24 protein-coding genes and 1 tRNA gene are annotated in these 20,573 nt (G+C 62.0%); 16 read left to right on the forward strand and 9 right to left on the reverse strand.

The features are described from left to right. Window positions 1-140 precede the first annotated feature (140 nt). The 3 genes from C0V76_RS08285 (at window position 141) to C0V76_RS08295 (ending at window position 3,017) form a co-directional block, all read left to right on the forward strand. Window positions 141-1,760, forward strand: coding sequence for a methyl-accepting chemotaxis protein (locus C0V76_RS08285; RefSeq protein ID WP_101941922.1), 1,620 nt, complete (start codon window positions 141-143; stop codon window positions 1,758-1,760). Window positions 1,761-1,867: 107 nt separating this feature from the next. After that, on the forward strand, window positions 1,868-2,155 hold the full coding sequence (locus tag C0V76_RS08290; RefSeq protein WP_101941923.1) for a hypothetical protein: 288 nt from the start codon (window positions 1,868-1,870) through the stop codon (window positions 2,153-2,155). 286 nt (window positions 2,156-2,441) lie between these two features. Continuing rightward, the gene (locus C0V76_RS08295; protein WP_101941924.1) at window positions 2,442-3,017 is read left to right on the forward strand and encodes a hypothetical protein; all 576 of its coding nucleotides are present in this window, start codon (window positions 2,442-2,444) and stop codon (window positions 3,015-3,017) included. Window positions 3,018-3,086: 69 nt separating this feature from the next. Here the strand turns inward: C0V76_RS08295 and C0V76_RS08300 are convergent, their stop codons facing one another. Further along, a complete protein-coding gene (locus C0V76_RS08300; RefSeq protein ID WP_101941925.1) occupies window positions 3,087-3,632 on the reverse strand; it encodes an NADPH-dependent FMN reductase in 546 nt (181 codons plus the stop codon). Between the two features lie 149 nt (window positions 3,633-3,781). On the opposite strand from C0V76_RS08300, the gene C0V76_RS08305 reads away from it, so the two are divergent. Further along, entirely contained in the window at window positions 3,782-4,117 is a 336-nt protein-coding gene (locus C0V76_RS08305; RefSeq protein ID WP_101941926.1) for a TfoX/Sxy family protein, read from the forward strand. Window positions 4,118-4,182: 65 nt separating this feature from the next. Here the strand turns inward: C0V76_RS08305 and C0V76_RS08310 are convergent, their stop codons facing one another. Both C0V76_RS08310 and C0V76_RS08315 read right to left on the reverse strand, forming a co-directional pair. After that, on the reverse strand, window positions 4,183-4,947 hold the full coding sequence (locus C0V76_RS08310) for a LytTR family DNA-binding domain-containing protein (protein ID WP_101941927.1): 765 nt from the start codon (window positions 4,945-4,947) through the stop codon (window positions 4,183-4,185). Further along, window positions 4,947-5,999 (reverse strand): sensor histidine kinase, encoded by a 1,053-nt coding sequence (locus tag C0V76_RS08315; protein WP_101941928.1) that lies wholly within the window; start codon window positions 5,997-5,999, stop codon window positions 4,947-4,949. Before C0V76_RS08315 ends, C0V76_RS08310 begins: the two co-directional genes overlap by 1 nt. Before the next feature lie 73 nt (window positions 6,000-6,072). Between C0V76_RS08315 and argH the strand changes: the two genes are divergently transcribed. The 4 genes from argH to C0V76_RS08335 are packed head-to-tail and all read left to right on the forward strand — an operon-like array spanning window position 6,073 to window position 9,714. Then, window positions 6,073-7,488, forward strand: a complete 1,416-nt coding sequence (argH, locus tag C0V76_RS08320) for an argininosuccinate lyase (protein ID WP_101941929.1) — start codon at window positions 6,073-6,075, stop codon at window positions 7,486-7,488. A gap of 47 nt (window positions 7,489-7,535) precedes the next feature. Continuing rightward, entirely contained in the window at window positions 7,536-7,910 is a 375-nt protein-coding gene (locus tag C0V76_RS08325) for a cupin domain-containing protein (protein ID WP_101941930.1), read from the forward strand. Further along, window positions 7,910-8,809: an acyltransferase gene (locus C0V76_RS08330; protein WP_101941931.1), complete on the forward strand. Its 900-nt coding sequence runs from the start codon at window positions 7,910-7,912 to the stop codon at window positions 8,807-8,809. Before C0V76_RS08325 ends, C0V76_RS08330 begins: the two co-directional genes overlap by 1 nt. After that, window positions 8,806-9,714 (forward strand): fructosamine kinase family protein, encoded by a 909-nt coding sequence (locus tag C0V76_RS08335; protein ID WP_101941932.1) that lies wholly within the window; start codon window positions 8,806-8,808, stop codon window positions 9,712-9,714. Before C0V76_RS08330 ends, C0V76_RS08335 begins: the two co-directional genes overlap by 4 nt. A 43-nt stretch (window positions 9,715-9,757) precedes the next feature. Here the strand turns inward: C0V76_RS08335 and ruvC are convergent, their stop codons facing one another. From ruvC to thiS, 5 genes are all read right to left on the reverse strand, one after another. Beyond that, window positions 9,758-10,330, reverse strand: coding sequence for a crossover junction endodeoxyribonuclease RuvC (gene ruvC / locus C0V76_RS08340; RefSeq protein ID WP_101941933.1), 573 nt, complete (start codon window positions 10,328-10,330; stop codon window positions 9,758-9,760). Between the two features lie 112 nt (window positions 10,331-10,442). Then, window positions 10,443-11,153, reverse strand: coding sequence for a tRNA (guanosine(46)-N7)-methyltransferase TrmB (gene trmB, locus C0V76_RS08345; protein ID WP_101941934.1), 711 nt, complete (start codon window positions 11,151-11,153; stop codon window positions 10,443-10,445). Window positions 11,154-11,175: 22 nt separating this feature from the next. Continuing rightward, a complete protein-coding gene (locus C0V76_RS08350; protein ID WP_101941935.1) occupies window positions 11,176-11,781 on the reverse strand; it encodes a DUF1294 domain-containing protein in 606 nt (201 codons plus the stop codon). A 16-nt stretch (window positions 11,782-11,797) separates the two neighbouring features. Further along, window positions 11,798-12,583, reverse strand: a complete 786-nt coding sequence (locus C0V76_RS08355; RefSeq protein WP_101941936.1) for a thiazole synthase — start codon at window positions 12,581-12,583, stop codon at window positions 11,798-11,800. 55 nt (window positions 12,584-12,638) lie between these two features. Further along, window positions 12,639-12,842: a sulfur carrier protein ThiS gene (gene thiS / locus C0V76_RS08360; protein ID WP_101941937.1), complete on the reverse strand. Its 204-nt coding sequence runs from the start codon at window positions 12,840-12,842 to the stop codon at window positions 12,639-12,641. A gap of 118 nt (window positions 12,843-12,960) precedes the next feature. Here thiS and C0V76_RS08365 point away from each other — a divergent pair, with 118 nt between their 5' ends. The 4 genes from C0V76_RS08365 to C0V76_RS08380 all read left to right on the forward strand — a co-directional run bounded on the left by C0V76_RS08365 (window position 12,961) and on the right by C0V76_RS08380 (window position 16,186). Continuing rightward, window positions 12,961-13,743 (forward strand): UDP-2,3-diacylglucosamine diphosphatase, encoded by a 783-nt coding sequence (locus tag C0V76_RS08365; RefSeq protein WP_101941938.1) that lies wholly within the window; start codon window positions 12,961-12,963, stop codon window positions 13,741-13,743. Window positions 13,744-13,746: 3 nt separating this feature from the next. Continuing rightward, window positions 13,747-14,928: a glycosyltransferase gene (locus C0V76_RS08370; protein ID WP_173893979.1), complete on the forward strand. Its 1,182-nt coding sequence runs from the start codon at window positions 13,747-13,749 to the stop codon at window positions 14,926-14,928. Then, window positions 14,925-16,100, forward strand: coding sequence for a glycosyltransferase family 1 protein (locus C0V76_RS08375; protein WP_101941940.1), 1,176 nt, complete (start codon window positions 14,925-14,927; stop codon window positions 16,098-16,100). The genes C0V76_RS08370 and C0V76_RS08375 overlap by 4 nt, the downstream gene beginning before the upstream one ends. A 12-nt stretch (window positions 16,101-16,112) precedes the next feature. After that, a tRNA-Gly gene (locus C0V76_RS08380) sits at window positions 16,113-16,186 on the forward strand. 150 nt (window positions 16,187-16,336) lie between these two features. Here C0V76_RS08380 and metK read toward each other — a convergent pair. Then, the gene (metK, locus tag C0V76_RS08385; protein ID WP_101941941.1) at window positions 16,337-17,500 is read right to left on the reverse strand and encodes a methionine adenosyltransferase; all 1,164 of its coding nucleotides are present in this window, start codon (window positions 17,498-17,500) and stop codon (window positions 16,337-16,339) included. 202 nt (window positions 17,501-17,702) lie between these two features. Between metK and C0V76_RS08390 the strand changes: the two genes are divergently transcribed. Genes C0V76_RS08390 through C0V76_RS20440 form a run of 4 tightly spaced genes read left to right on the forward strand, consistent with a single transcriptional unit; the run spans window position 17,703 to window position 20,557 of the window. After that, window positions 17,703-18,578 (forward strand): lysophospholipid acyltransferase family protein, encoded by an 876-nt coding sequence (locus tag C0V76_RS08390; protein WP_101941942.1) that lies wholly within the window; start codon window positions 17,703-17,705, stop codon window positions 18,576-18,578. Window positions 18,579-18,583: 5 nt separating this feature from the next. Further along, the gene (locus C0V76_RS08395) at window positions 18,584-19,456 is read left to right on the forward strand and encodes a lysophospholipid acyltransferase family protein (RefSeq protein WP_254048216.1); all 873 of its coding nucleotides are present in this window, start codon (window positions 18,584-18,586) and stop codon (window positions 19,454-19,456) included. 26 nt (window positions 19,457-19,482) lie between these two features. Continuing rightward, window positions 19,483-20,319, forward strand: coding sequence for a diaminopimelate epimerase (gene dapF, locus C0V76_RS08400; protein WP_101941944.1), 837 nt, complete (start codon window positions 19,483-19,485; stop codon window positions 20,317-20,319). Window positions 20,320-20,347: 28 nt separating this feature from the next. Then, entirely contained in the window at window positions 20,348-20,557 is a 210-nt protein-coding gene (locus tag C0V76_RS20440; protein ID WP_101941945.1) for a DUF6199 family natural product biosynthesis protein, read from the forward strand. Window positions 20,558-20,573 lie beyond the last annotated feature (16 nt).

Genomic DNA, 20,573 nt, shown 5'->3' on the forward strand with positions numbered 1-20,573 from the left:
CACCACGATGTCGCTGGAGCGCGGCCTGGTTGAGGCCAACATCGGCGCCATCGACGGCGACCAGGCCCTCCGTCAAGCCGGTCAAGTCGCCCGGCAGCGGGCCGTTATACCTTTGTGCTTCGCACCATGAGGTCCGCCTGATGAACAAGACCATTGCTGCCGCCCCTCTAGCCGGCCTGCTCGCCGGCCTGGTGACCACGGCCATGCTGATCCTCACCCTGTCCGCAGCCATCAGCTGGGCCAGCCTCACAGCTCTGACCGGCTCGAATACGGCCATCCAGCACAGCGGCAAGCTCACCCGCACCCAGAGCGACGTCGACATGATGCATGACGCCATCCGTGCCGATGTCTACAAAGCCTTTCTCAACGCCGGTGGCGGCCCCGAGCTGGAGGCGGCGCGCAAGGATTTCAACGAACACGCGGCGACGCTCAAATCGGGTTTCAGCACCAATCTCGCACAACTGCCGTCGGCTGCTCAAACGATCGCCGAGCAGGCCCGGCCGGTACTGGAGCGCTACCTCGCCAGCGCCACCACCCTCCTCGCCCAACCACAGGACGATCCCCAGCACAGCCGGCTCATCAGCTTTCACGCCGATTTCGAAGCCCTCGAAGATCAGCTCGCAGCCCTTACCGACAGTATCGAACTGAGCAGCGCTGAGCAGTCGTCCCTCGCCCAGCAAGCCGCCGATAGCGCCCGACGCAACATCCTGCTCAGTGCCCTCAGCGGCATCTTCCTGCTCTGCGGCGCAGCCTTCTTCGTTCATCGCAGCAGCGTACCGGCCTTGCGCCAGCTGGCCCGGAGCGCCAGCGAAATTGCCAGCAGCAGCGACCTCACCCTGCCTATCGAGGAGGCAGGCTGCCGCGAGGTGCGCAGCGTGGCTCAGGCCTTGCAACAAATGCTGGTGAGTCAGCGCCAGGTCATCAGCCAGACCCATGCCACCTCACGCGCGGTACAGCAGGGCATGGATGCCGCCCACCAGCTCTCGGAGCAGGTCCAGCGCGGCGCCAGCGACCAGAGCCAGATGCTGCAGCAGGCCTTGGCTGGCTTCGAAGAGGCGGCCGAGGCCATCGAAATCGTTGCCACCAATACCCGCGATGCGGTGCATGCGGCCCAGAGCGCCGGCGAACTCTCCCAGCGCGGCGCCGACAGCGTGCGTGACACCGCGCGCCAGCTCGAAGGCATCGGCCAGAGCGTGCGCGAAGTCTCCAGCGTCATCAGCAGCCTTGCCCAGCATGCCAACGAAATTTCCGGAGTGGTCTTGGCGATCCGCGCAATTGCCGATCAGACCAATCTGCTCGCCCTGAATGCCGCCATCGAAGCTGCCCGCGCTGGCGAACAGGGGCGCGGCTTTGCCGTGGTGGCGGATGAAGTGCGCAAACTGGCCGAGCGCACCAGCCGCTCTACCGATGAAATCTTTCAGCTCATCGAACGCATCCGTCATGCCAGCGAAGCCGCGGTCAACAGCGTGGATAGCAGCGTGCAGGTCGTCAGTGCCGGCATCAGCCGCGCCGCCGAATCAGCCGATGCAGTCGCGGAAATCCCTCGCGCCGCCGCCGGCGTACTCGACAACATGCGTGACATCAGTGCCACCCTCGATGGTCAGCGCCAAAGCCAGCACAGCATTGCCCAGGCCATCGAACGCGTCAGCCAGTCTGCCGTCACCACCAGCCACAACGCCAGCGGACTCGACCAGCTCGTCGGCCAGACCCGCCAGAACATGAGCGAGCTCACTGACACCGTGCGCCAGTTCAGGATCTGAAAACCGGTGCTAAGCGCCGCAAAAAATCCGCAGCCGGGGTCAAAACGCTGGCCTGCCGAAAACGCACTGACAATACTGAGCGGGTCATCCACGCTCAGGAGATCCCCATGTTGCGCCCTTTCCCAGCCTTGCTTGGCCCCGCCCTCCTCATTGCCCTGCTGAGCAGCAGCGGCACCCAGGCCGCCAGCAGTTCGGCCTCCAGTCACGCCGGTGGCCGTCCGCCCGGCCCGCCCCCCGAAGCCATTGCCGCCTGCAAGGGCAAGAGTGAGGGCGCTGAAGTCAGCTTTGCCGGGCCGGAAGGTCAGACCTTCAGCGGCACCTGCCAGAGTTTCAATGGCACGCTGGCCGCCATGCCCAAGGGCGGCCCTGGCGGCCAACCGCCCCCGGCGCGCTGAAGCGCCGACCCCGCATCAGCAAACGGCAGGCGGCGTCGCTTCCAAGAGGGGCGCGCCGCCTGTATTTTGCCGTTGCTCCCGCACGCCGCGCCGCTCATCCCAGAACCAGCACAATTGCATATCTTCGCCGCGCTGGGCGTTACCAAAAGCCTTACGAAAGGCCCCTTTCAGAGCAGGGAATCCCTCCATCATCAAGTCCGGTTCACGGCCTCGCCGGAGCCGCCGCGGACAGGATCATGACTCGCCCGTCGGCCTACAAAACTGATACATGATTGGAGACTCTGTAATGCAGCTTCGTAAAACCGTACTGGCGCTTGCCCTCGGTCTCGGCCTGTGTGGCCTGGCCCACTCCGCAGACCTGCTCAATACCCGCTTCACCGGCGAGCAGATCTTCACCCCGGCCTTCAAAGCCTTGCCGGGAGATCCGGCCAAAGCCTATTTCGCCATCACCTTCGGCGAACCGAAAAGCGAGGCCGGCAACCTGCTCCTCGAAAATGGTCGCATCACCCTCGGCGCAGTGTCCGGCGCTGCCGGCAAGATAGAAGAATCCTCCGCCTCCAGCCGCCCCGAAGGCGTGATCGACCTGAGCAAGCCCTACCGCATCACGCTGCGGATCACTGAAGCCAGCAGCCTGGTCGAAGGCAAGGACAACTTCTTCATCTACGTGAACAACAGCAGCACCAAGATGACACTGTCACCGCATGGAGAAGCCTCTGTCATCGCCCGCGTGCCGGTGAAAGAGTTGAAGACCGGAGACAACGTGTTCACCGCCAGCCTCGGCGATGCGCGCTCCTTCCTGCAGTTGCGCGCCGAGTCCGGTGCCCGCGTGAAGATCGAGTCCATCAAGCTGGAATCGCTCTGAGCCCTCCGGTGAAGCCCCGGGTCACCCAGGCTTCACCTTGTGTCATGGCGGCGCCTGGTGCGCGTGCGCTCAGGCCTTGATCCTGCCTGCCCACACCACCAGCGCCTCAACCAGGCCTGCGACCTGCTCACGGATCTTCGGGTCAGTCACATTGCCCGCCGCATCGAAGCCGCCAGCAAAGGCATTGCTGAAGACCTCGGGCTTGTTCAGCGGATGCAGATTCAGGAACACGCAGCTCTGGCGCAGGTGATATTGCGAACGCGAAGTGCCCATGCCGCCACCGGCGCCCATCAGGCCCACCGCCTTCTCAGCCAGCAAGGCATTGTTCGGTTCGCGCGAAGCCCAGTCGAGAATGTTCTTCAGCGCCGGGGCGACCGAATAGTTGTATTCAGGACAGGCCAACAGCAGCGCATCCGCCGCCCCGATCTGCGCCAGCACACGCTTAACCGCCGCCGGTTTCTCCGTGAGATCGCCGTTATAGAAGGGCACATCCGTGAGATCGACAATCTCCAGCGTCACTCCGGCCGGCAAGGCCTCCTGCGCCGCGCGTAACAGGCCGCTGTTGCACGAAGCCTTGCGCAGGCTGCCCGAAATACCCACAAGCTTGAATGCCATGATGCTGTCCTTATCGAGAGTTGGAGGATGCCGCAGCGAGCGGCCTTTCTACTTTAGACCAAGCCTTCTACCCTGCCCGGCAACCCCACCTACACGGCCAGCCGGCAGCGGATAAGATCACTGTTTTTGCCTGCCCGGATCTAGCAGCCATGCCCATCTCCGCCGACTATCTGGCCTTCATCTGCGAACTTCTCGCTCCGCTCGGCCGCATCCGCAGCAAACGCATGTTCGGCGGTGCAGGCCTCTACTGTGACGAGCATTTCTTTGCCATCGTCATCGACGATCAGCTCTATCTCAAAACCGATGCAGAGAACCGCGCCGAGTTCGAGCGCGAGGCACTGGAAGCATTCCGCTATGAGGCGCGCGGCAAAATCATACAGCTGGGCTACCACCGAGCCCCGGACGAAGCACTGGACTCGCCCGAGCGGATGCGCCCGTGGGCGCGCAGCGCACTGGCGGCGGCCCTCCGCGCGCGCAAGTCCTGACGCCTCTCGGGCAGAAACGAAAACGCCGGCGGCTGCCGGCGTTTTCGTTGACAGGCACGCAGCATTCAGTCGCCCAACACAGCCCGCACATTGGCCCACTGACGACGGCTGATTGGCAGCAGTTCGGCGAGGCCATTGAGACGCACGCTCCAGTAGCCTTCTCCCCCATCCTCACCCACCGAGCGCTCGAAGCCAACCACCGCCTCACGCGACACCAGGCAATTGCGGTGAATACGCACGAAGCGATCCGGAAACTCCTGCTCCAGCTGCACCAGCGACTCTTCGAGCAGGAACTCGCGCGCCACCGTGCGGGAGGTCACATATTTGAGCTCTGCCTTCAGGTAGAGCACATCCGAAATTGGAATCAGATGGATCTTGCCGCGCTCGCTGCAGGTCAGGTGGCGACGTGGCTCAGCGATCGTGTCGATATTCTCGCGACTCACCGGAGTAGCCTGGCGCGCCTTCTGCAGCGCAGCGGAGAGGCGCTCGGCACGCACCGGCTTGAGCAGATAATCGATGGCATTCAGCTCAAAAGCCTGTACCGCATGTTCGTCATAGGCCGTCACGAAAATCAGACGCGGGGGATTCTTGAGGCGACTGGCATGCTGGGCGAATTCGATGCCGTCCATGGCCGGCATGCGGATATCCACCAGAATCACGTCCACCGCAGTGGTTTCAAGCATGCGCAACGCTTCCAGGCCATTGCCGGCCATCCCGGCCACGCGGGTAGGCTGATCTGCAGCAATGTCGCCCAGCAGGTCGCGCAAGCGCTCGCGAGCCGGGGCTTCGTCATCAACGATCAGTACGGCCAGTGTTGCTGCAGCTTCCATTACTTCTCCTCCCTTCGTAGTGGGATGCGGACACGCACCCTGAACTCGCCGTCGGTTTCTTCGGTTGTCAGGGTTGCTTCAAGATCAAAAAACAAGGTCAAACGCTCACGGATGTTGTTCATCGCCATCCGGTTGCCGGTCGCCCGCCGCTCCACCTTGTGAGCGGGGTTGCTGATCCGCATGTCGAGCATGTTGCCGCGACGCACAATGCGGATCAGTATCTGTCCAGGCTCAGGGTTCGGTTCTATACCGTGAAACACTGCATTCTCAATAAGGGGTTGCAGCATGAGCGGCGGAACCTGGGCGTTGAGCGGCGCATGTTTGAGCTCCCACTTCACTTTCAGGCGCTCACCCAGACGCAGGCGCTCCAATTCAAGGTAGCGGTTGCAAAGCTCGATTTCGTCACACAAGGTGACCAGCTCGCGGCTATCACGCATCAGCTCGCGAAACAGTTCGGCCATCGATTCCAGTGCTTCCTCGGCTCGTTTCGGGTCCGAACGGATCACGCCGAGCACGCCATTGATCGAGTTGAAGAAGAAATGCGGGCGGATACGCGCCGTGAGCGCAAGGATCCGCGCTTCCCCCAGCGCCGGCATCTGGGCAATCTGGCGCCAGCGGAAGTAGGCCATCACACAGATCGAGCTGGCCAGCGCCCAGATCATCCCGCGCAGATAACCATCAGCATTCACCGGCAGCAGGATCCACGATTGGCAAAAGATGGTCGAAGCCAGGGCCAGGCTCGCCACAGTAAGCGTGAGGTCACGCCAGTTCAGATGGCTCAACCAGTGGCCAAGCACGAACAAAGCAGTCGCGAACAGAATCAGCGGCAGTTCAACCCGTCCGGCCATCATCAGCAGGGTCTGACCAATCTCCGCCAGCGCCGGCGCCCGGATCAGCACGGTAATCAGCATCAGCACATTGCCGACCAGCAGCACCCTCAGCACGGCACCGAGATTGCGAAAATCCGGCACAGGCACGCGCAGGCGCTCGGGGATCGCGGAGCGCTCCGAGGCTTGCTTTATACTTGCGGACTTCTCCGGCGCTGCTGCCATGGTTATTTACCGGCCCTGACGGGCCACTTCGTTGCGGCCCGAACCCGAAAGCTGATTCAAGAATTCCGCGATTATGACTGATAAATCATCCGCCACCGGTACCTGGTCCGGTCGTTTCTCCGAACCCGTCTCGGATCTGGTGAAACGCTACACCGCCTCGGTGTTCTTCGATTGCCGCATGGCTGCGCAGGATATCCGCGGGTCACTCGCCCACGCAAAGATGCTCGCGAAGCAGGGCATCATCAGCAATCAGGACTTGTCCGACATCGAGCGCGGCATGGCGCAGATTCTCGGCGAGATCGAGCGCGGCGAATTCGACTGGACGCTGGACGGCGAAGACGTCCACATGAATATCGAGCAGCGCCTCACCGCGCTGATCGGCATGGCCGGCAAGCGCCTGCACACCGGCCGCTCGCGTAACGACCAGGTTGCTACCGACATCCGACTGTGGCTGCGCGACACAATCGACAGCATCCTGGTGTTGATCGGCGACTTCCAGACCAATCTGCTGAATCTTGCCGAAGAGCACGCCGCCACCCCCCTGCCCGGCCACACCCACCTGCAGATCGCCCAGCCGGTGACTTTCGGCCACCACCTGATGGCCTACAGCGAAATGCTGCGCCGCGATGCCGAGCGCTTTGCCGACGTACGTCGCCGCGTCAATCGCCTGCCGCTGGGCAGCGCCGCCTTGGCGGGCACCACCTATCCGATTGATCGCGAATTCGTTGCGCGCGAGCTGGGCTTCGACGAAGTCTGCGAAAACTCGCTGGATGCCGTATCGGATCGTGACTTTGCCATCGAATTCTGTGCCGCCGTAGCGCTGGCCATGATGCACCTGTCGCGCCTGTCGGAAGAGCTGATCCTGTGGATGAGCCCGCGCTTCGGCTTCATCGATCTGGCCGACCGCTTCACCACCGGCTCCTCGATCATGCCGCAGAAGAAGAACCCGGATGTACCGGAACTCGTGCGCGGCAAGACCGGCCGCGTGAATGGCCACCTGATCGCGCTGCTGACCCTGATGAAAGGCCAGCCACTGGCCTACAACAAGGACAATCAGGAAGACAAGGAACCGATCTTCGATGCCGCCGACACGATGATCGACACTTTGCGCATCTATGCGGACATGATTACCGGCATCAAGGTCAAGGCGCACAACATGCGCGAGGCCCTGAAGCTCGGCTTCGCCACCGCCACCGACCTGGCCGACTACCTCGTCAAGAAGGGCCTTGCCTTCCGCGATGCGCACGAAGCTGTTGCACTCGCGGTGCGCGCTGCAGAGACCAAAGGCTGCGACCTGCCCGACATGTCACTCGAAGAACTGCGCGCCTGCATGGCTCATGTACCGGGCGCACCGGAAAAGCTCAGTGATGACATCTTCGGCGTGCTGACCGTCGAAGGTTCGCTGGCCGCGCGCAACCACATCGGCGGCACCGCGCCAGAGCAGGTCCGCGCGGCAATTGTCCGGGCACGAGCGCGACTGGCGAAGTAAGCATACAAGGCGGGCATAACCCGCCTTTTCCTTCTCCGGAGGTCGCAGTGGAACTTCTGAGCATCGAACAATTCAAGGCCCTGTACAATCCCGGAGTCGTGTCTCCCCAACTGCTCTCACCACGCAACTCGCTCTCCGAACGCGCCACACTGACACGCGTGGTGGTCGCACCGGGTGCGGTACAGAAACGCCACACTCACGCATCCCCCGAGAAAATCTGGATTGCCGTAGAAAGGCGTGGCACGGTGCTGCTAGCGGATGAGCGGACGCACCCAATCGCGGCCGGTGACGTAGTGCGCTTTGCCGATCGTAACGTACATGGCTTCATCAACGATAGCGAAGCCGATATCTTCCACCTCTCGGTCACCTCGCCGCCGACCAATTTCTCCTACGCTTACACAAAAGAAGGCGCGGTCTGCTGATGCACGGCCCCCACAAAACACATGCAGTCGAACATTCACGAATCCCCGCCATAGATGGCTTGAGAGGCGCAAGTATTCTCCTTGTTGTCGCCGGGCATCTAATGGCATGGCGATTCGCAGGCCAGTTGCCGCTACTCATTGTTCAGCTCGGCATCTTTTTATCGCATCTCGGAGTCATGCTGTTTTTTACAATCAGCGGCTTCGTCATTACGCGGCGTGCTCTGACCCAATATCGCCAAGGTTTTTTCAGCGTCAAATTCTTCTATTTTCGTCGAGCAGTCCGCATCCTGCCCGCATTCATAGTTTACCTGCTGACAATTGCCATTTTGTCTCTGCTTGGCTGGATAGACCAAGCTCCATCGGGTCTTATCAAAGCAGCCAGCTTCTCGTGCAATCTATTTAACGATTGCGATTGGTTTGCTGGGCACAGCTGGACTCTGGCTTACGAATGGCAGTTTTATCTAGCATTCCCAGCATTGCTACTCGTATTTCGCAGATACATGCCAATCGCGTTGATGTTAATAGCACTAATTGCGTTAGTGGTCGTCGCATTGGAAGCAGTTCAGAGCGATGCACAAAGCATTTCATTTATCGCTGCCGGCTGTGTTGCTGCGTTTTTTTTCGAACATCTGAACACGCTGTTTAACACAACCTTTCTGCAACAAGCCAAAAACGCAACTTCAATCCCATTCTTGCAATTTTTCGGGAAAATTTCTTACAGTCTGTATCTCTGGCAACAACTATGCACTGCCCCCCCTGCTAAATATCAGACCGAAAGCCTATTGCTGCTACCAGTATTTCTACTGCCTCTGGCCTACATTTCTTACCGTTATGTAGAAAAAACAACCGGAGACTGGTTTAAGAGAAAACGCTCGGAGCCACTGTTGAAGCAATCTTGAAAAACACGCTCATCGCCAGCATTCAAAGCCAGCTGGAAAACTGCGTGCGAAGCGCCCTTGGCAACGCGTTTCGCATCGACTCGATCACCGCGGTCAGTGGCGGCGATATCAACACGGCGCTGCGTCTGGATGGCCCGGCCGGCCCGGTCTTTGCCAAATTCAGACCAGCAAGCGATGCCGCGATGTTCGCTGCCGAAGCCGATGGCCTTCAGGCGCTCGCCCACTGCGATGCAATCCGGGTACCGGCCGTACTGGGGGTTGGTGAAGCTGCAGATCAAGCCTTCCTGTTTCTGGAGTGGCTGGACATGAGCCCGCTGCGCGACGCTGCCACGGCCCGCCGCGCCGGCGCGGCGCTGGCCGCCCTGCACCAGTGCACCGGCGAGCATTACGGCTGGGCGCAGGACAATTTCATCGGCAGCACCCCGCAACGCAATCTTGAAACCGACAACTGGTCGCAATTCTTCGTGCAGAAACGCCTCCAGCCGCAGTTCGCGCTCGCCGCCAACAAGGGCTTCAAGGGGGATCTGCAGCGCAATGGCGAGCGCATCGCAGAGCGCGCGCCGGGGCTGTTTGTCGATTACCGGCCGCCGGTCAGCCTGCTGCATGGAGATTTGTGGAGCGGCAACCTGGCGGCGCTGGCTGATGGCACGCCGGTACTGTTCGACCCGGCCTGCTACTTCGGCGACCGCGACACGGATGTCGCGATGAGCGAGCTTTTCGGAGGGCTTCCGCTGGAGTTCTACGCGGCCTACCGCGCCAGTTGGCCGCTCGCAGAGGGTTATGAGCAGCGCAAGGCGCTCTACAACCTTTATCACATCCTCAACCATCTGAATCTCTTCGGTGGCGGCTACCTGCGCCAGGCCGAACGCATGGCGGCCATGCTCGCCACCGAGCTCGGGCGTTAAGCCAACTCGCGTCCAAATCTGGCAGCCAAGCCAGATGCATCCCTCAGCGTTTCACCTCTGGAATCGTCATCAAGCGCCCGCCCCGCTTGCGCGAAGTCTTGGCCATTGCCAGCAGACCACCGGCCGCCGCACCACCATGCGCATGGGATATAGCCACCGCCAGAGCATCCGCCGCATCCGCCTGCGGATCGCCTGCAAGCTGCAGCAGGCGCTTGACCATGTGCTGGACCTGTTCCTTGTTCGCCTTGCCGTAGCCGACCACCGCCTGCTTGACCTGCAGCGCGGTGTATTCGGACACCGGTAGATCGCGGCTTACCAGTGCGCAGATCGCCGCCCCGCGCGCCTGCCCGAGCAGCAAGGTGGATTGCGGATTGACGTTCACGAACACGATTTCCACCGCAGCCTCGGCTGGATGGTAGGTATCAACCACTTCCTGCACCCCGGCCAGGATCACTTTCAAACGCTCGGGCAGAGAGCCATCCGGCGTGCGGATGCAGCCGCTGGCAACGTAATGCAGTTGGCTACCCTGGCGCTCGATTACCCCGAAACCGGTGATGCGCAGGCCCGGATCAATGCCGAGGATGCGCGTGGGCGGCAGAGCGAGCGGCGCGCTCATCACGAGGTGGCCGCTAAATGAAGTGAAACGTTTCTGGCGCGGCGTGCCGACGCAGACAGTGCGCTCAGTGCGGCAAGGAGGCGCAAGGACCCCAGAATCATTCTTTGCGGCCTCAAACGCGTTTGAAAACCAGATCCCACACCCCATGCCCCAGACGCAAACCACGCGCTTCGAACTTGGTCAGCGGGCGATAGTCCGGCTTCTCGGCATAGTCGGCCGCCGTGTTCTGCAACAAGGGCTCGGCGGAGAGCGTCTCGAGCATGAACTGGGCATACTCTTCCCAGTCCGTCGCACAGTGCAGATAGCCCCCGGGCGCGAGGCGCGAGGCCAGTTGCGCCACAAAAGCCGGCTGCAGGATACGGCGCTTGTGATGGCGCTTCTTGGGCCAGGGGTCCGGAAAATACACATGAATCCCAGCCAGCGAATCGGGCGCCAGCATGTCGCGCACAACCTCGGTGGCGTCGTGCTGCATCACGCGCAAATTGGTGATCTGCTGTTCATCGATCAGCTTGCACAGATTGCCCACGCCGGGGCCGTGCACCTCAATGCCGATGAAATCGGTATCCGGCCGGATGCGGGCGATCTTCGCCGTGGTGTCGCCCATGCCGCAGCCGATCTCGAGCACCACCGGGGCGCAGCGGCCAAAGCTTGCGGCATAGTCGAGCTGCTCTTCCTTGTAAGGAATCGCATAGCGCGGCAGCAGCTCGTCCATGTAGCGCTTCTGCGCGTCGGACATGCGTCCCTGGCGCAATACGAAACTGCGGATTGGCTGGCGCGAAAAGCGACCACTAGGCTCGCTTTGAGAATCTTTTTCTTCAGTCATTTTTACTCTGCGATGGAGACCATCAGGCAATGATGTTTTTCAACCAAAACTGGCCGGACTCGCTCAACAAGTACGCCACAGCGCCACAATTCAACAACACGGTCATCCAGAAAACGAATTGAAACTCCTGCTTGATGGACTTGTGCCGCAACACTCTCTGCGCCGCAAGCGCACCTGGCCACCCTCCTGCCAGCGCAAACAGATGCAAGGTGCTTTCGGCCGTTCGCCAGCGTCCAGCCTGTGCGGCACCTTTGTCCAGCCAGTAGGCAACAAAAGTGATCAAGCTAGCAGCGGCATAGACAAGCACTACCGTGAAAGGCAGATACCCTGTGGTAACCGCCCCCAACAAAAACAAGCAGAAAGTCATGGCAAACAACGGCGCTTTCGCCCCGCGCCCATCTGGAACCTTTACGACTTTTTCACCGACCCTTGCCACTGTCTTAGCTCGAGGACGCTTGCGCTCGTCCAGCTCCAGCTCGTAGGTAAATAGCTCACCCTCCGAGGGGCGTGAGGCTTCACGGGGGAGGGCCTTTACATGCAAAAAAACACGTTCCCCTCCGCCATTGGGCGTAATAAAACCGAAACCCTGATCATCCTTCCAGGTCGTCAGCTTGCCGACAAAGCGCATCCATCTCTCCCGGCGTTCAGCTTCCGATCAAGCCGGTGGTTGGCGAACTCGGCGTAGCCGAGTACAGCTTCTTCGGCATGCGGCCAGCGCGGAAAGCTTCGCGGCCGGCCTCCACAGCCTTCTTCATGGCGCCAGCCATCAGCACCGGATCCTGTGCCTTGGCAATCGCGGTGTTCATCAGCACGCCATCACAGCCCAGCTCCATTGCGATCGCGGCATCGGATGCGGTGCCTACGCCAGCATCGACGATAACTGGCACCTTCGATTGCTCAATGATCAGCTTGAGATTCCACGGATTCAGGATGCCCATGCCAGAGCCGATCAGGGACGCCAGCGGCATCACGGCCACACAGCCGATCTCTTCGAGCATCTTGGCCTGGATGGGGTCATCCGAGCAGTAGACCATGACCTTGAAACCATCGCGCACCAAGGTCTCGGCAGCCTTCAGGGTCTCGGGCATGTTCGGAAAGAGAGTGGTCTGATCGCCCAGTACTTCGAGCTTGACCAGATCATGGCCATCGAGCAGCTCACGCGCGAGGCGCAGGGTACGCACGGCCTCATCAGCCGAGTAACAGCCGGCAGTATTAGGCAGGTAGGTGAAATCCTTCATCGGCAGTGCGTCGAGCAGGTTCGGCTCGCCCACGTTCTGGCCAAGGTTCACTCGGCGCACGGCCACGGTGACGATCTGGGCGCCGGAAGCGTCGATGGCGCGGCGGGTTTCGTCGAAATCCTTGTACTTGCCGGTACCCACCAGCAGGCGGGAATGGTATTCACGGCCGGCGATCAGCAGGGGGTCGTTCATGATGAGCTTTCTGAAAGATACGGGAGGCTGGGGAAAGCGTAGAGGCGGGCGCGGCTCAGCCGCCGCCGACAGCGACCACGATTTCCAGCGCGTCGCCCTCTGCCAGCACCGTGCTGGCATGCAGGCCCTTGGGAACGATCTCGCCATTGCGCTCGACTGCCAGGCGCTTGCCGACCAGTTCAAGTTCTTCGAGCAGGTTCAGCACGGAGCTGCCACTGGCGAGGAAGCGGCGGTCGCCGTTCAGGGTGATCTGGAGCATGGTGAGAAACCTCGGACAGCTTGGTTGAAGCACCCGCAAGTTTATCACGCGCCCCCTGCCCGACCGGCCGCCAGACGGGGTCACAAGACTGCAACAGTGCCTGCGGAGAATGCGCCGCATGTCCCGCGTACGCACCCTGTTCCTCTCGGATATCCACCTCGGCACCCGTGCCTGCCAGGCTGACCGCCTGCTCGCTTTTTTGCGCGAGCACCCTGCCGATAAGGTCTTCCTGATCGGCGACATCATCGATTTCTGGGCCATGAAGCGCTCGCTGGCGTGGACCTCCAGCCATAACACGGTGATCCAGAAACTGTTGCGCCGCGCCCGTCACGGCGAAGAAATCATCTTAATCCCGGGCAATCACGACGAAGCGCTGCGCCTTTACTGCGGCATGCGCTTTGGCGACATCCGCGTCGAGCGCGAGTGGGTGCATGAAACCGCTGATGGCAAACGCCTGCTGCTGGTGCATGGCGACGAATACGACCAGGTAACGCGCCACCATCGCTGGGTCGCAGTACTGGGCGATGTGTCCTACAACCTGCTGGTGCGGCTGAACGTGTGGCTGTCGTGGGCGCGGCGGAAGCTGGGCATCAGCGGCTACTGGTCACTCGCCGGTTATGCCAAGCGCAAGGTCAAGACGGCCCTGCAGTTCATCTTCGATTTTGAGGCCAGCGTCACTCATGCAGCCCGCACACGCGGCCTGGATGGCGTGGTCTGTGGCCACATTCACTGGGCCGCGATTCGCGAAATCGATGGCCTGCGCTACGTCAATTGCGGCGACTGGGTGGATAGCTGCACGGCCATCGTCGAGCATCTCGACGGGCGCCTAGAACTCATCGAATGGGCGCGCGCCGCGTGCTCCGAAACCGAGGCCAGCGAACTGGCCGTGGAGAGCCTCTGAATCATGCGCGTACTGATGCTGTCCGACGTCTACTTCCCCCGCATCAACGGGGTCTCCACCGCGATCCAGACCTACCGCGAACAACTCGCGCACTGCGGCATCGAAACCCTTCTGATCGCCCCTCGCTATGAAAACGAGGCCGACGAAGCGGGAATCCAGCGCCTGCCTGGCTGGAGGGTGCCGCTGGACCCGGAAGACCGTTTCGTAAGGCCCTCCGTGTTTCGTCAGGCCGCCATCGAAGCAGCGCGCGACTGCGATCTGATTCATATCCACACTCCATTCTGTGCACACGGCGCCGGGCTGGCTGCCGGCCGCGCCTGTAACTTGCCAGTGGTGGCGAGCTACCACACCCTGTTCGAGGAATACCTGCACCACTACGCGCCCTTCCTGCCCGCAGCCAGCCTGCGTGGTCTGGCGCGGCGTGTGTCGCGCCAGCAGTGCAACGGGCTGGATGCCATCGTCGTTCCCTCATCGCCGCTCGCCGAACGCCTGCAAGCCTATGGTGTAGCGCGGCCGCTGCACATCCTGCCCACCGGCGTACCGCTGGCCCATTTCGGCCGGGGCGACGGAGCTCGTTTCCGGCGCGAGCACAACATCCCTTCGGACCGCCCGGTGGCACTTTACGTGGGCCGTGCTGCACACGAGAAGAACATCGACTTCCTGATCGAAAGCCTGCCGCACGCACTGCGCAGCCAGCCTGAACTGCTTCTGGTGATCGCTGGCGAAGGACCGGCCCGGCGTGCGTTGCAGGAGAAAGTCGACAAGATGCGCCTGGCTCATGCGGTGCGCTTCATCGGCTACATGGATCGCGTCACCGCCCTGCCGGACTGCTATGCCGCCGCCAACCTGTTCGTCTTCGCCTCGCGCACCGAGACCCAGGGGCTGGTGCTCATCGAAGCCATGGCTGCTGGCCTGCCGGTGGTGGCGCTGGCCGAGATGGGCACCCGCGACGTTCTCGCCGCCGGCTCCGGCGCCCTCACCCCGGCAGACAACGTCGCAGCATTCGCCGCCACCATCGTGCAGGTGCTGGAGCAACCCGAGCTCGCCCGCCAGATGCGCCAGCTCGGACTCGAGTGGGCGCGTGGCTGGACAGATCATGCCCTCACCGCCCGCCTTGCCGAGCTTTATCGCAGCCTGCGTCGCCCACGCACACCCCATCCCCTGCTCCAGGAACTGGCTGCATGAAAGCCGCTCTGCAGATTGCGCTGGTCACCGAAACCTGGCCTCCAGAGGTCAACGGCGTCGCCATGACCATCTCCCGCCTGGTCGCCGGCTTGCGCAGCCAAGGCCATCAGGTTCAGATCATCCGCCCACGCCAACGCGAAGAAAGCCCGACGACGCCGGATTTTCTCGTCGCTGGCCTGCCCCTGCCCGGCTATGCCGGCCTCCAGTTCGGTCTGCCCGCCGGGCGCCAGCTACGCCGGCTGTGGCAGGCACAACGCCCGGACATTGTGCATCTAGTCACCGAAGGCCCCCTCGGCTGGTCTGCCCTCAAAGCCGCCGAGGCCCTAGATCTCCCACTCAGCTCCAGTTATCACACCCATTTCGATGGCTACAGCCGTCACTACGGTGCGGCCCTGCTCACGCCACTGGTGCGCCGCTGGCTGCACGGTTTTCACCGACGCGCAGGGGTCACCATGGCCCCGACCGAAACGCTGGTCAAGCAGCTGCGACAAGCCGGTATCAGCGGTGCACAGGTTCTCGGCCGCGGCGTCGATACCCGCCTGTTTTCGCCCTCCCGGCGCAGCCAGGCGCTGCGCAGCCAGTGGGGCGCAGGCGAACACGATCTGGTTGTCATGAATGTCGGCCGTCTTGCGCCAGAAAAAAATCTCGGCCTGGCCGCCGCCGCCTTCGCTGCCATCCAGTTACAACAGCCCGGCGCGCGCATGGTTTGGGTCGGTGACGGCCCGGCACGCAGGGCGCTCGAAAGAAAACACCCGCTCCACCAGTTTTCCGGTGCCCGCCACGGCGAGGATCTGGCCAGCCACTACGCCAGCGCAGACCTCTTCCTGTTCCCCAGCCTCAGCGAAACTTATGGCAACGTCGTCGCCGAAGCGATGGCCAGCGGCGTGGCTGTGGTGGCCTACCACGAAGCGGCGGCCGCCGAACTGATCATCAGCGGCGAACAAGGCCTGACCGCTCCCAGCGGCAACGAAACCGCCTTCATTGCTGCAGCCTGCCAGCTGGCCAGCAATGCCGCCTTGCGTCAGCGATGTTCAGGCGCGGGTCGCGCACGGGTCGAAACGCTGCACTGGGGTCATATCGTTGAGCGCTTCGAGCAGCATCTGTGCCTGGCACTCGAGAATATGTCCCAAACCACACACGGGGGTTCCGTCCGGCGCCGCTTTGCGGGATAATCGCCGGCCCGAGCGGGCGTCGTATAATGGTAATACCCTAGCTTCCCAAGCTAGAGCCGTGGGTTCGATTCCCATCGCCCGCTCCAGGAATCCGACCGGCCAGACATCTGAGTCTGGCTTTTTTATTGCCCGCGCCCAGCAATTGCGGGAAGAAAACCCGACCACCACTCCCAGAAAATAAAAAAGCCTGCACATGTGCAGGCTTTTGAGTGCTGCGGGAGCCGGGCTCCCTGGTCTCAGAGTCCAGCGGCAGCGCGCAGGGCGGCAGCCTTGTCGGTCGCTTCCCAGGTGAACTCGGGCTCGGAACGGCCAAAGTGACCATAAGCAGCAGTTTTGGCATAGATCGGACGCAGCAGGTCCAGCATCTGCACGATGCCCTTCGGGCGCAGATCGAAGTGCTCGGCCACCAGCGCGGAAATCTTCTCGTCAGCAATCACGCCGGTGCCATTGGTGAAGACCGTCACGTTCATCGGCTTAGCTACGCCAATGGCATACGCAACCTGAACCTGACATTCGCGCGCAAGACCCGCCGCCACGACGTTTTTGGCCACATAGCGGGCAGCATAAGCTGCCGAGCGGTCAACCTTGGAAGGATCCTTGCCGGAGAAGGCGCCGCCGCCGTGCGGGCAAGCACCGCCATAAGTGTCGACAATGATCTTGCGACCGGTCAGACCGCAGTCGCCCTGCGGGCCGCCGATGACAAAACGGCCGGTCGGGTTCACGAAGTAGTTCGGGTTCTTCAGCAACGAGGCCGGAATCACGGCCTTGATGATGTCTTCGATGACCGCTTCGCGAATGGTTTCCTGCGATACGTCCGGTGCGTGCTGCGTGGACAGCACCACGGTGTCGATCTCGACAGGCTTGCCATCCACATAGCGGAAGGTGACCTGACTCTTGGCATCCGGGCGCAGCCAGGGCAAGCGGCCGTCCTTGCGCAGCTCAGCCTGACGCTGCATCAGGCGGTGCGCGTAGTAGATCGGCGCCGGCATCAGCTCGGGCGTTTCGTCGCAAGCGTAGCCGAACATCAGGCCCTGGTCGCCCGCGCCCTGGTTCAGGTAGTCGTCATTGGCGTGATCGACGCCCTGGGCGATATCGTTGGACTGCTTGTCGTAGCAGACCATGACCGCGCAGCCCTTATAGTCGATGCCGTATTCGGTGTTGTCGTAGCCGATGCGACGGATCGTGTCGCGAGCGACCTGAATGTAATCAACATGGGCGTTGGTAGTGATTTCACCGGCCAGTACCACCAGACCTGTGTTGCAAAGGGTCTCGGCCGCCACGCGGGAGCGGGGGTCCTGCGCGAAAATCGCGTCCAGGATGGCATCGGACACCTGATCGGCGACCTTGTCCGGATGGCCTTCCGAAACCGACTCGGAAGTGAAGAGGTAATCATTGGCCATGTTGGCACTCCACAAAATCAAAAACCCCGGATATTCGTCGGCGCGGCCGACTCCGGGGTTTCGAGTGGTCGACGCTTTAGCAGAATTTGTCAGCAAGGCCTGCGCCTTGCACCCGCCCTGCAAGTTGTCTTTAACTCAGCGGTCTGGGGATTATAGGTAGCCGACCTTATAATGCAAGCGTCTATCGCCTGCCCGCCACCACGTGCTACAGAACCACCTCCTGCCCTTTCTGTTCCGCCTGCTGGGCCGTTGCTCGCTGCCCACCCTGCACCGCTTCGGCGGCTGGGGCGGACTGCTGGCTTGCCGGCTCTCGGGCAGCATGCGCAGGCGTATAGCGGCCAACCTCGCGCTGTGTCTCGGCCGCCCGCCAACCCCTGCGGAGATCCGCACGAATGCCCGCGAAACCGGCCGCATGATGCTGGAGCTGCCCTTTGTGTGGCAGCGCCCGCTCGAAGAAGTCATGCAGCACGTATTTGAAGTGGAGGGCATGGAGCATGTGGAGGCCATGCGGGCTGAAGGCAGTGCGATGATCGCCCTGACCCCACACATGGGCTGCTTCGAGATAGCCTCGCTGTATCTTGGCCGGTTCATGCCGCTCACCATCCTCTACCGCCCGCCCAAGCAGACCAGCGTGGAACCCATCCTGCGCGCCGGGCGTGCACGCGGCCAGCTTTCACTTGCCACTGCCGACCTGGCTGGCGTACGCCAGATCATCAAGGGTCTGCGTCAGGGCATTTCCACTGGCCTGCTGCCGGACCAGGCTCCAGGCAAAGGGGAAGGTGTCTGGCTGCCCTTCTTCGGCAAGCCCGCCTATACGATGACATTGGCCGCACGCCTGTCCGAGGTGAAGAACACCCGGGTACTGCTGTTCTGGGGCGAGCGTGTGATCGGGCGCGGCTGGCGCCTCCACATTCTGGCGCCGCAAAGCCCGATCGAAGGCACGCTGGAAGAGCGTGCTGCCGCCATCAATCGCGAGATCGAAGCCTTGATCCGCCGTTGCCCCGCCCAGTATCTGTGGGCCTATAACCGTTACAAGGTGCCCGCCGGCGCCACGCCGCCACCTTCTACTTCCCAATGATCGTCCTGACCCGCTTGTTCCTCGCTTTCCTGTGGTGTTTCCACTGGCTGCCCTTGCCTGTGCAAGCGGCGCTGGGCTGGTGCATCGGCCAGCTGCTGTATCTGCTGGTTGTGCCGCGCCGGCGCGTGCTCCACACCAACCTGCGCCTGTGCTTCCCCGAACTTTCCGCCCGTCAGCGGCGTCGCCTCGCCCGCCGTGTGTGCGTCGCAGTGGCCCGCTCAATGCTGGAGCGCGGCGTGCTGTGGTGGGCCTCTGAAACGCGCATCCGCAAGCTGGTTGAACTGCAGGGCGTGGACAAGATCAAGCGCCTGCACGCCGAAGGCCGCGCGGTGGTGATGCTGGTGCCGCACTTCGTCGGGCTCGACATGGCTGGCAGCCGCATGGCGATGGAAATGGATTGTGTGAGCATGTACTCGGCGCAGAACGACAAACTGGTTGAAAAGATGCTGCTGCACGGCCGCACCCGCTTCGGCCAGCAGGAGCTGCTTTCGCGCCAGGACGGCATCCGCGGTGCGGTGAAAGCCATGAAGCGCGGCCGCCCCTTCTATTACCTGCCGGATCTGGACTTCGGCCCGAAGGAATCGATCTTCGTGCCCTTTTTTGGCATCCAGACCGCTACCGTGCCGGGCCTGCCGCGCATCGCCAAGCTCGCCCACGCGGCCGTCGTGCCGCTGGTGGTTCGCATGAAGCCTTGGGGGCAGGGTTACGTCGGCGAATTCCAGGATCCGTGGAGCGACTTCCCGACCGAAGATGTCGAAGCGGACACGACGCGCATGAATGCCTGGATCGAGGCCGAGGTGCGCAAGATGCCCGAGCAGTATTACTGGGTGCACAAGCGCTTCAAGACCCGGCCAGAAGGCGAAGCCCGGTTTTACTGAACTCCGCAACGCAGGACAATCCGCCCATGAAACTCCTTTTCACCAAGATGCAGGGCCTCGGCAACGACTTCGTGGTAATTGACGCGATCAACCAGCCCGTCGAGATGACGCCAACCCTCGCCCAGAAGCTCGGCGACCGCCGCTTCGGTGTGGGCTGTGATCAGCTCCTGATCGTCGAGCGGGCCCAGCAGCCCGGCGTGGACTTCCGTTACCGGATCTTCAATGGTGACGGCTCCGAGGTCGAACAGTGCGGCAACGGGGCACGCTGCTTCGTGCGCTTCGTGGTGGACAAACAGCTCACCAACAAGACCGCCATCCGCGTCGAAACCAAATCCGGCATCATCGAGCCACGGCTGGCGGACGACGGCCTCGTCACGGTCGACATGGGCGTGCCGATCTTCGAGCCTGCGCGCATTCCGTTCAGTTCTGAGTCGGACGCCGTCGTTCAGCCGCTCGAGGTGAATGGTGAAATGCTGGCCATCACCGCAGTGTCAATGGGCAACCCGCACGCCGTGCAGGTGGTGGCGGACGTCGACAGCGCCCCGGTCGAACAGCAGGGCCCTGCCGTCGAGCACCACCCTCGCTTCCCGGCTCGCGTCAATGCCGGCTTCATGCAGGTGGTGGACGAACACTCGATCCGCCTGCGCGTGTTCGAGCGCGGCGCAGGCGAAACGCTGGCCTGCGGTACCGGCGCCTGTGCTGCGGTGGTTGCCGGCATCCAGCGCCAGTTGCTGGCCTCGCCAGTACGCGTGGAGACCCGCGGTGGCGAACTGTCGATCGCCTGGGGCGGCCCTGGCAGCCCGGTGCTAATGACGGGGCCGGCAGTCAGCGTGTTTGACGGTGAGATTTCATTGCCTCTTTAAATCATTCGTCTCCCAACAAAGGAAAACCGTGGACAAACATCAGCTGTCCCCTCAATTGTTTGCGTTATTCCCGATAGTGATGGGGTTAATTGGGATTTTTTGCCCTCGCTTTATTTTTTTCATCAATGAAGGCTGGAAGTTCAGGGATGCCGAACCGTCAGATTGGTTCTTGCTCCTCACACGACTCGGCGGAGTCATGTCCGTTATTTTTGGTTTGGTCATTTTTTTCAAGGGCTAACGCCCACAACCCCTCA

Source organism: Uliginosibacterium sp. TH139 (genome assembly GCF_002855595.1).
Taxonomy (GTDB): Bacteria; Pseudomonadota; Gammaproteobacteria; order Burkholderiales; family Rhodocyclaceae; genus Uliginosibacterium; species Uliginosibacterium aquaticum.

Bases quoted from the DNA above. Each gene is read 5' to 3' on its own strand.
- ruvC (WP_101941933.1), bottom strand. From the start codon at position 10,330: ATGAGCGCGCCGCTCGCTCTGCCGCCCACGCGCATCCTCGGCATTGAT.
- thiS (WP_101941937.1), bottom strand. From the start codon at position 12,842: ATGCTCCAGATCACCCTGAACGGCGACCGCCGCTTCCTCGCCAGTGGC.
- C0V76_RS08375 (WP_101941940.1), top strand. From the start codon at position 14,925: ATGAAAGCCGCTCTGCAGATTGCGCTGGTCACCGAAACCTGGCCTCCA.
- dapF (WP_101941944.1), top strand. From the start codon at position 19,483: ATGAAACTCCTTTTCACCAAGATGCAGGGCCTCGGCAACGACTTCGTG.
- trmB (WP_101941934.1), bottom strand. From the start codon at position 11,153: ATGACTGAAGAAAAAGATTCTCAAAGCGAGCCTAGTGGTCGCTTTTCG.
- C0V76_RS08330 (WP_101941931.1), top strand. From the start codon at position 7,910: ATGCACGGCCCCCACAAAACACATGCAGTCGAACATTCACGAATCCCC.
- C0V76_RS08315 (WP_101941928.1), bottom strand. From the start codon at position 5,999: ATGGCAGCAGCGCCGGAGAAGTCCGCAAGTATAAAGCAAGCCTCGGAG.
- C0V76_RS08350 (WP_101941935.1), bottom strand. From the start codon at position 11,781: ATGCGCTTTGTCGGCAAGCTGACGACCTGGAAGGATGATCAGGGTTTC.
- C0V76_RS08295 (WP_101941924.1), top strand. From the start codon at position 2,442: ATGCAGCTTCGTAAAACCGTACTGGCGCTTGCCCTCGGTCTCGGCCTG.
- C0V76_RS08290 (WP_101941923.1), top strand. From the start codon at position 1,868: ATGTTGCGCCCTTTCCCAGCCTTGCTTGGCCCCGCCCTCCTCATTGCC.
- C0V76_RS08300 (WP_101941925.1), bottom strand. From the start codon at position 3,632: ATGGCATTCAAGCTTGTGGGTATTTCGGGCAGCCTGCGCAAGGCTTCG.
- C0V76_RS08355 (WP_101941936.1), bottom strand. From the start codon at position 12,583: ATGAACGACCCCCTGCTGATCGCCGGCCGTGAATACCATTCCCGCCTG.
- argH (WP_101941929.1), top strand. From the start codon at position 6,073: ATGACTGATAAATCATCCGCCACCGGTACCTGGTCCGGTCGTTTCTCC.
- metK (WP_101941941.1), bottom strand. From the start codon at position 17,500: ATGGCCAATGATTACCTCTTCACTTCCGAGTCGGTTTCGGAAGGCCAT.
- C0V76_RS08305 (WP_101941926.1), top strand. From the start codon at position 3,782: ATGCCCATCTCCGCCGACTATCTGGCCTTCATCTGCGAACTTCTCGCT.
- C0V76_RS08310 (WP_101941927.1), bottom strand. From the start codon at position 4,947: ATGGAAGCTGCAGCAACACTGGCCGTACTGATCGTTGATGACGAAGCC.
- C0V76_RS08370 (WP_173893979.1), top strand. From the start codon at position 13,747: ATGCGCGTACTGATGCTGTCCGACGTCTACTTCCCCCGCATCAACGGG.
- C0V76_RS08285 (WP_101941922.1), top strand. From the start codon at position 141: ATGAACAAGACCATTGCTGCCGCCCCTCTAGCCGGCCTGCTCGCCGGC.
- C0V76_RS08365 (WP_101941938.1), top strand. From the start codon at position 12,961: ATGTCCCGCGTACGCACCCTGTTCCTCTCGGATATCCACCTCGGCACC.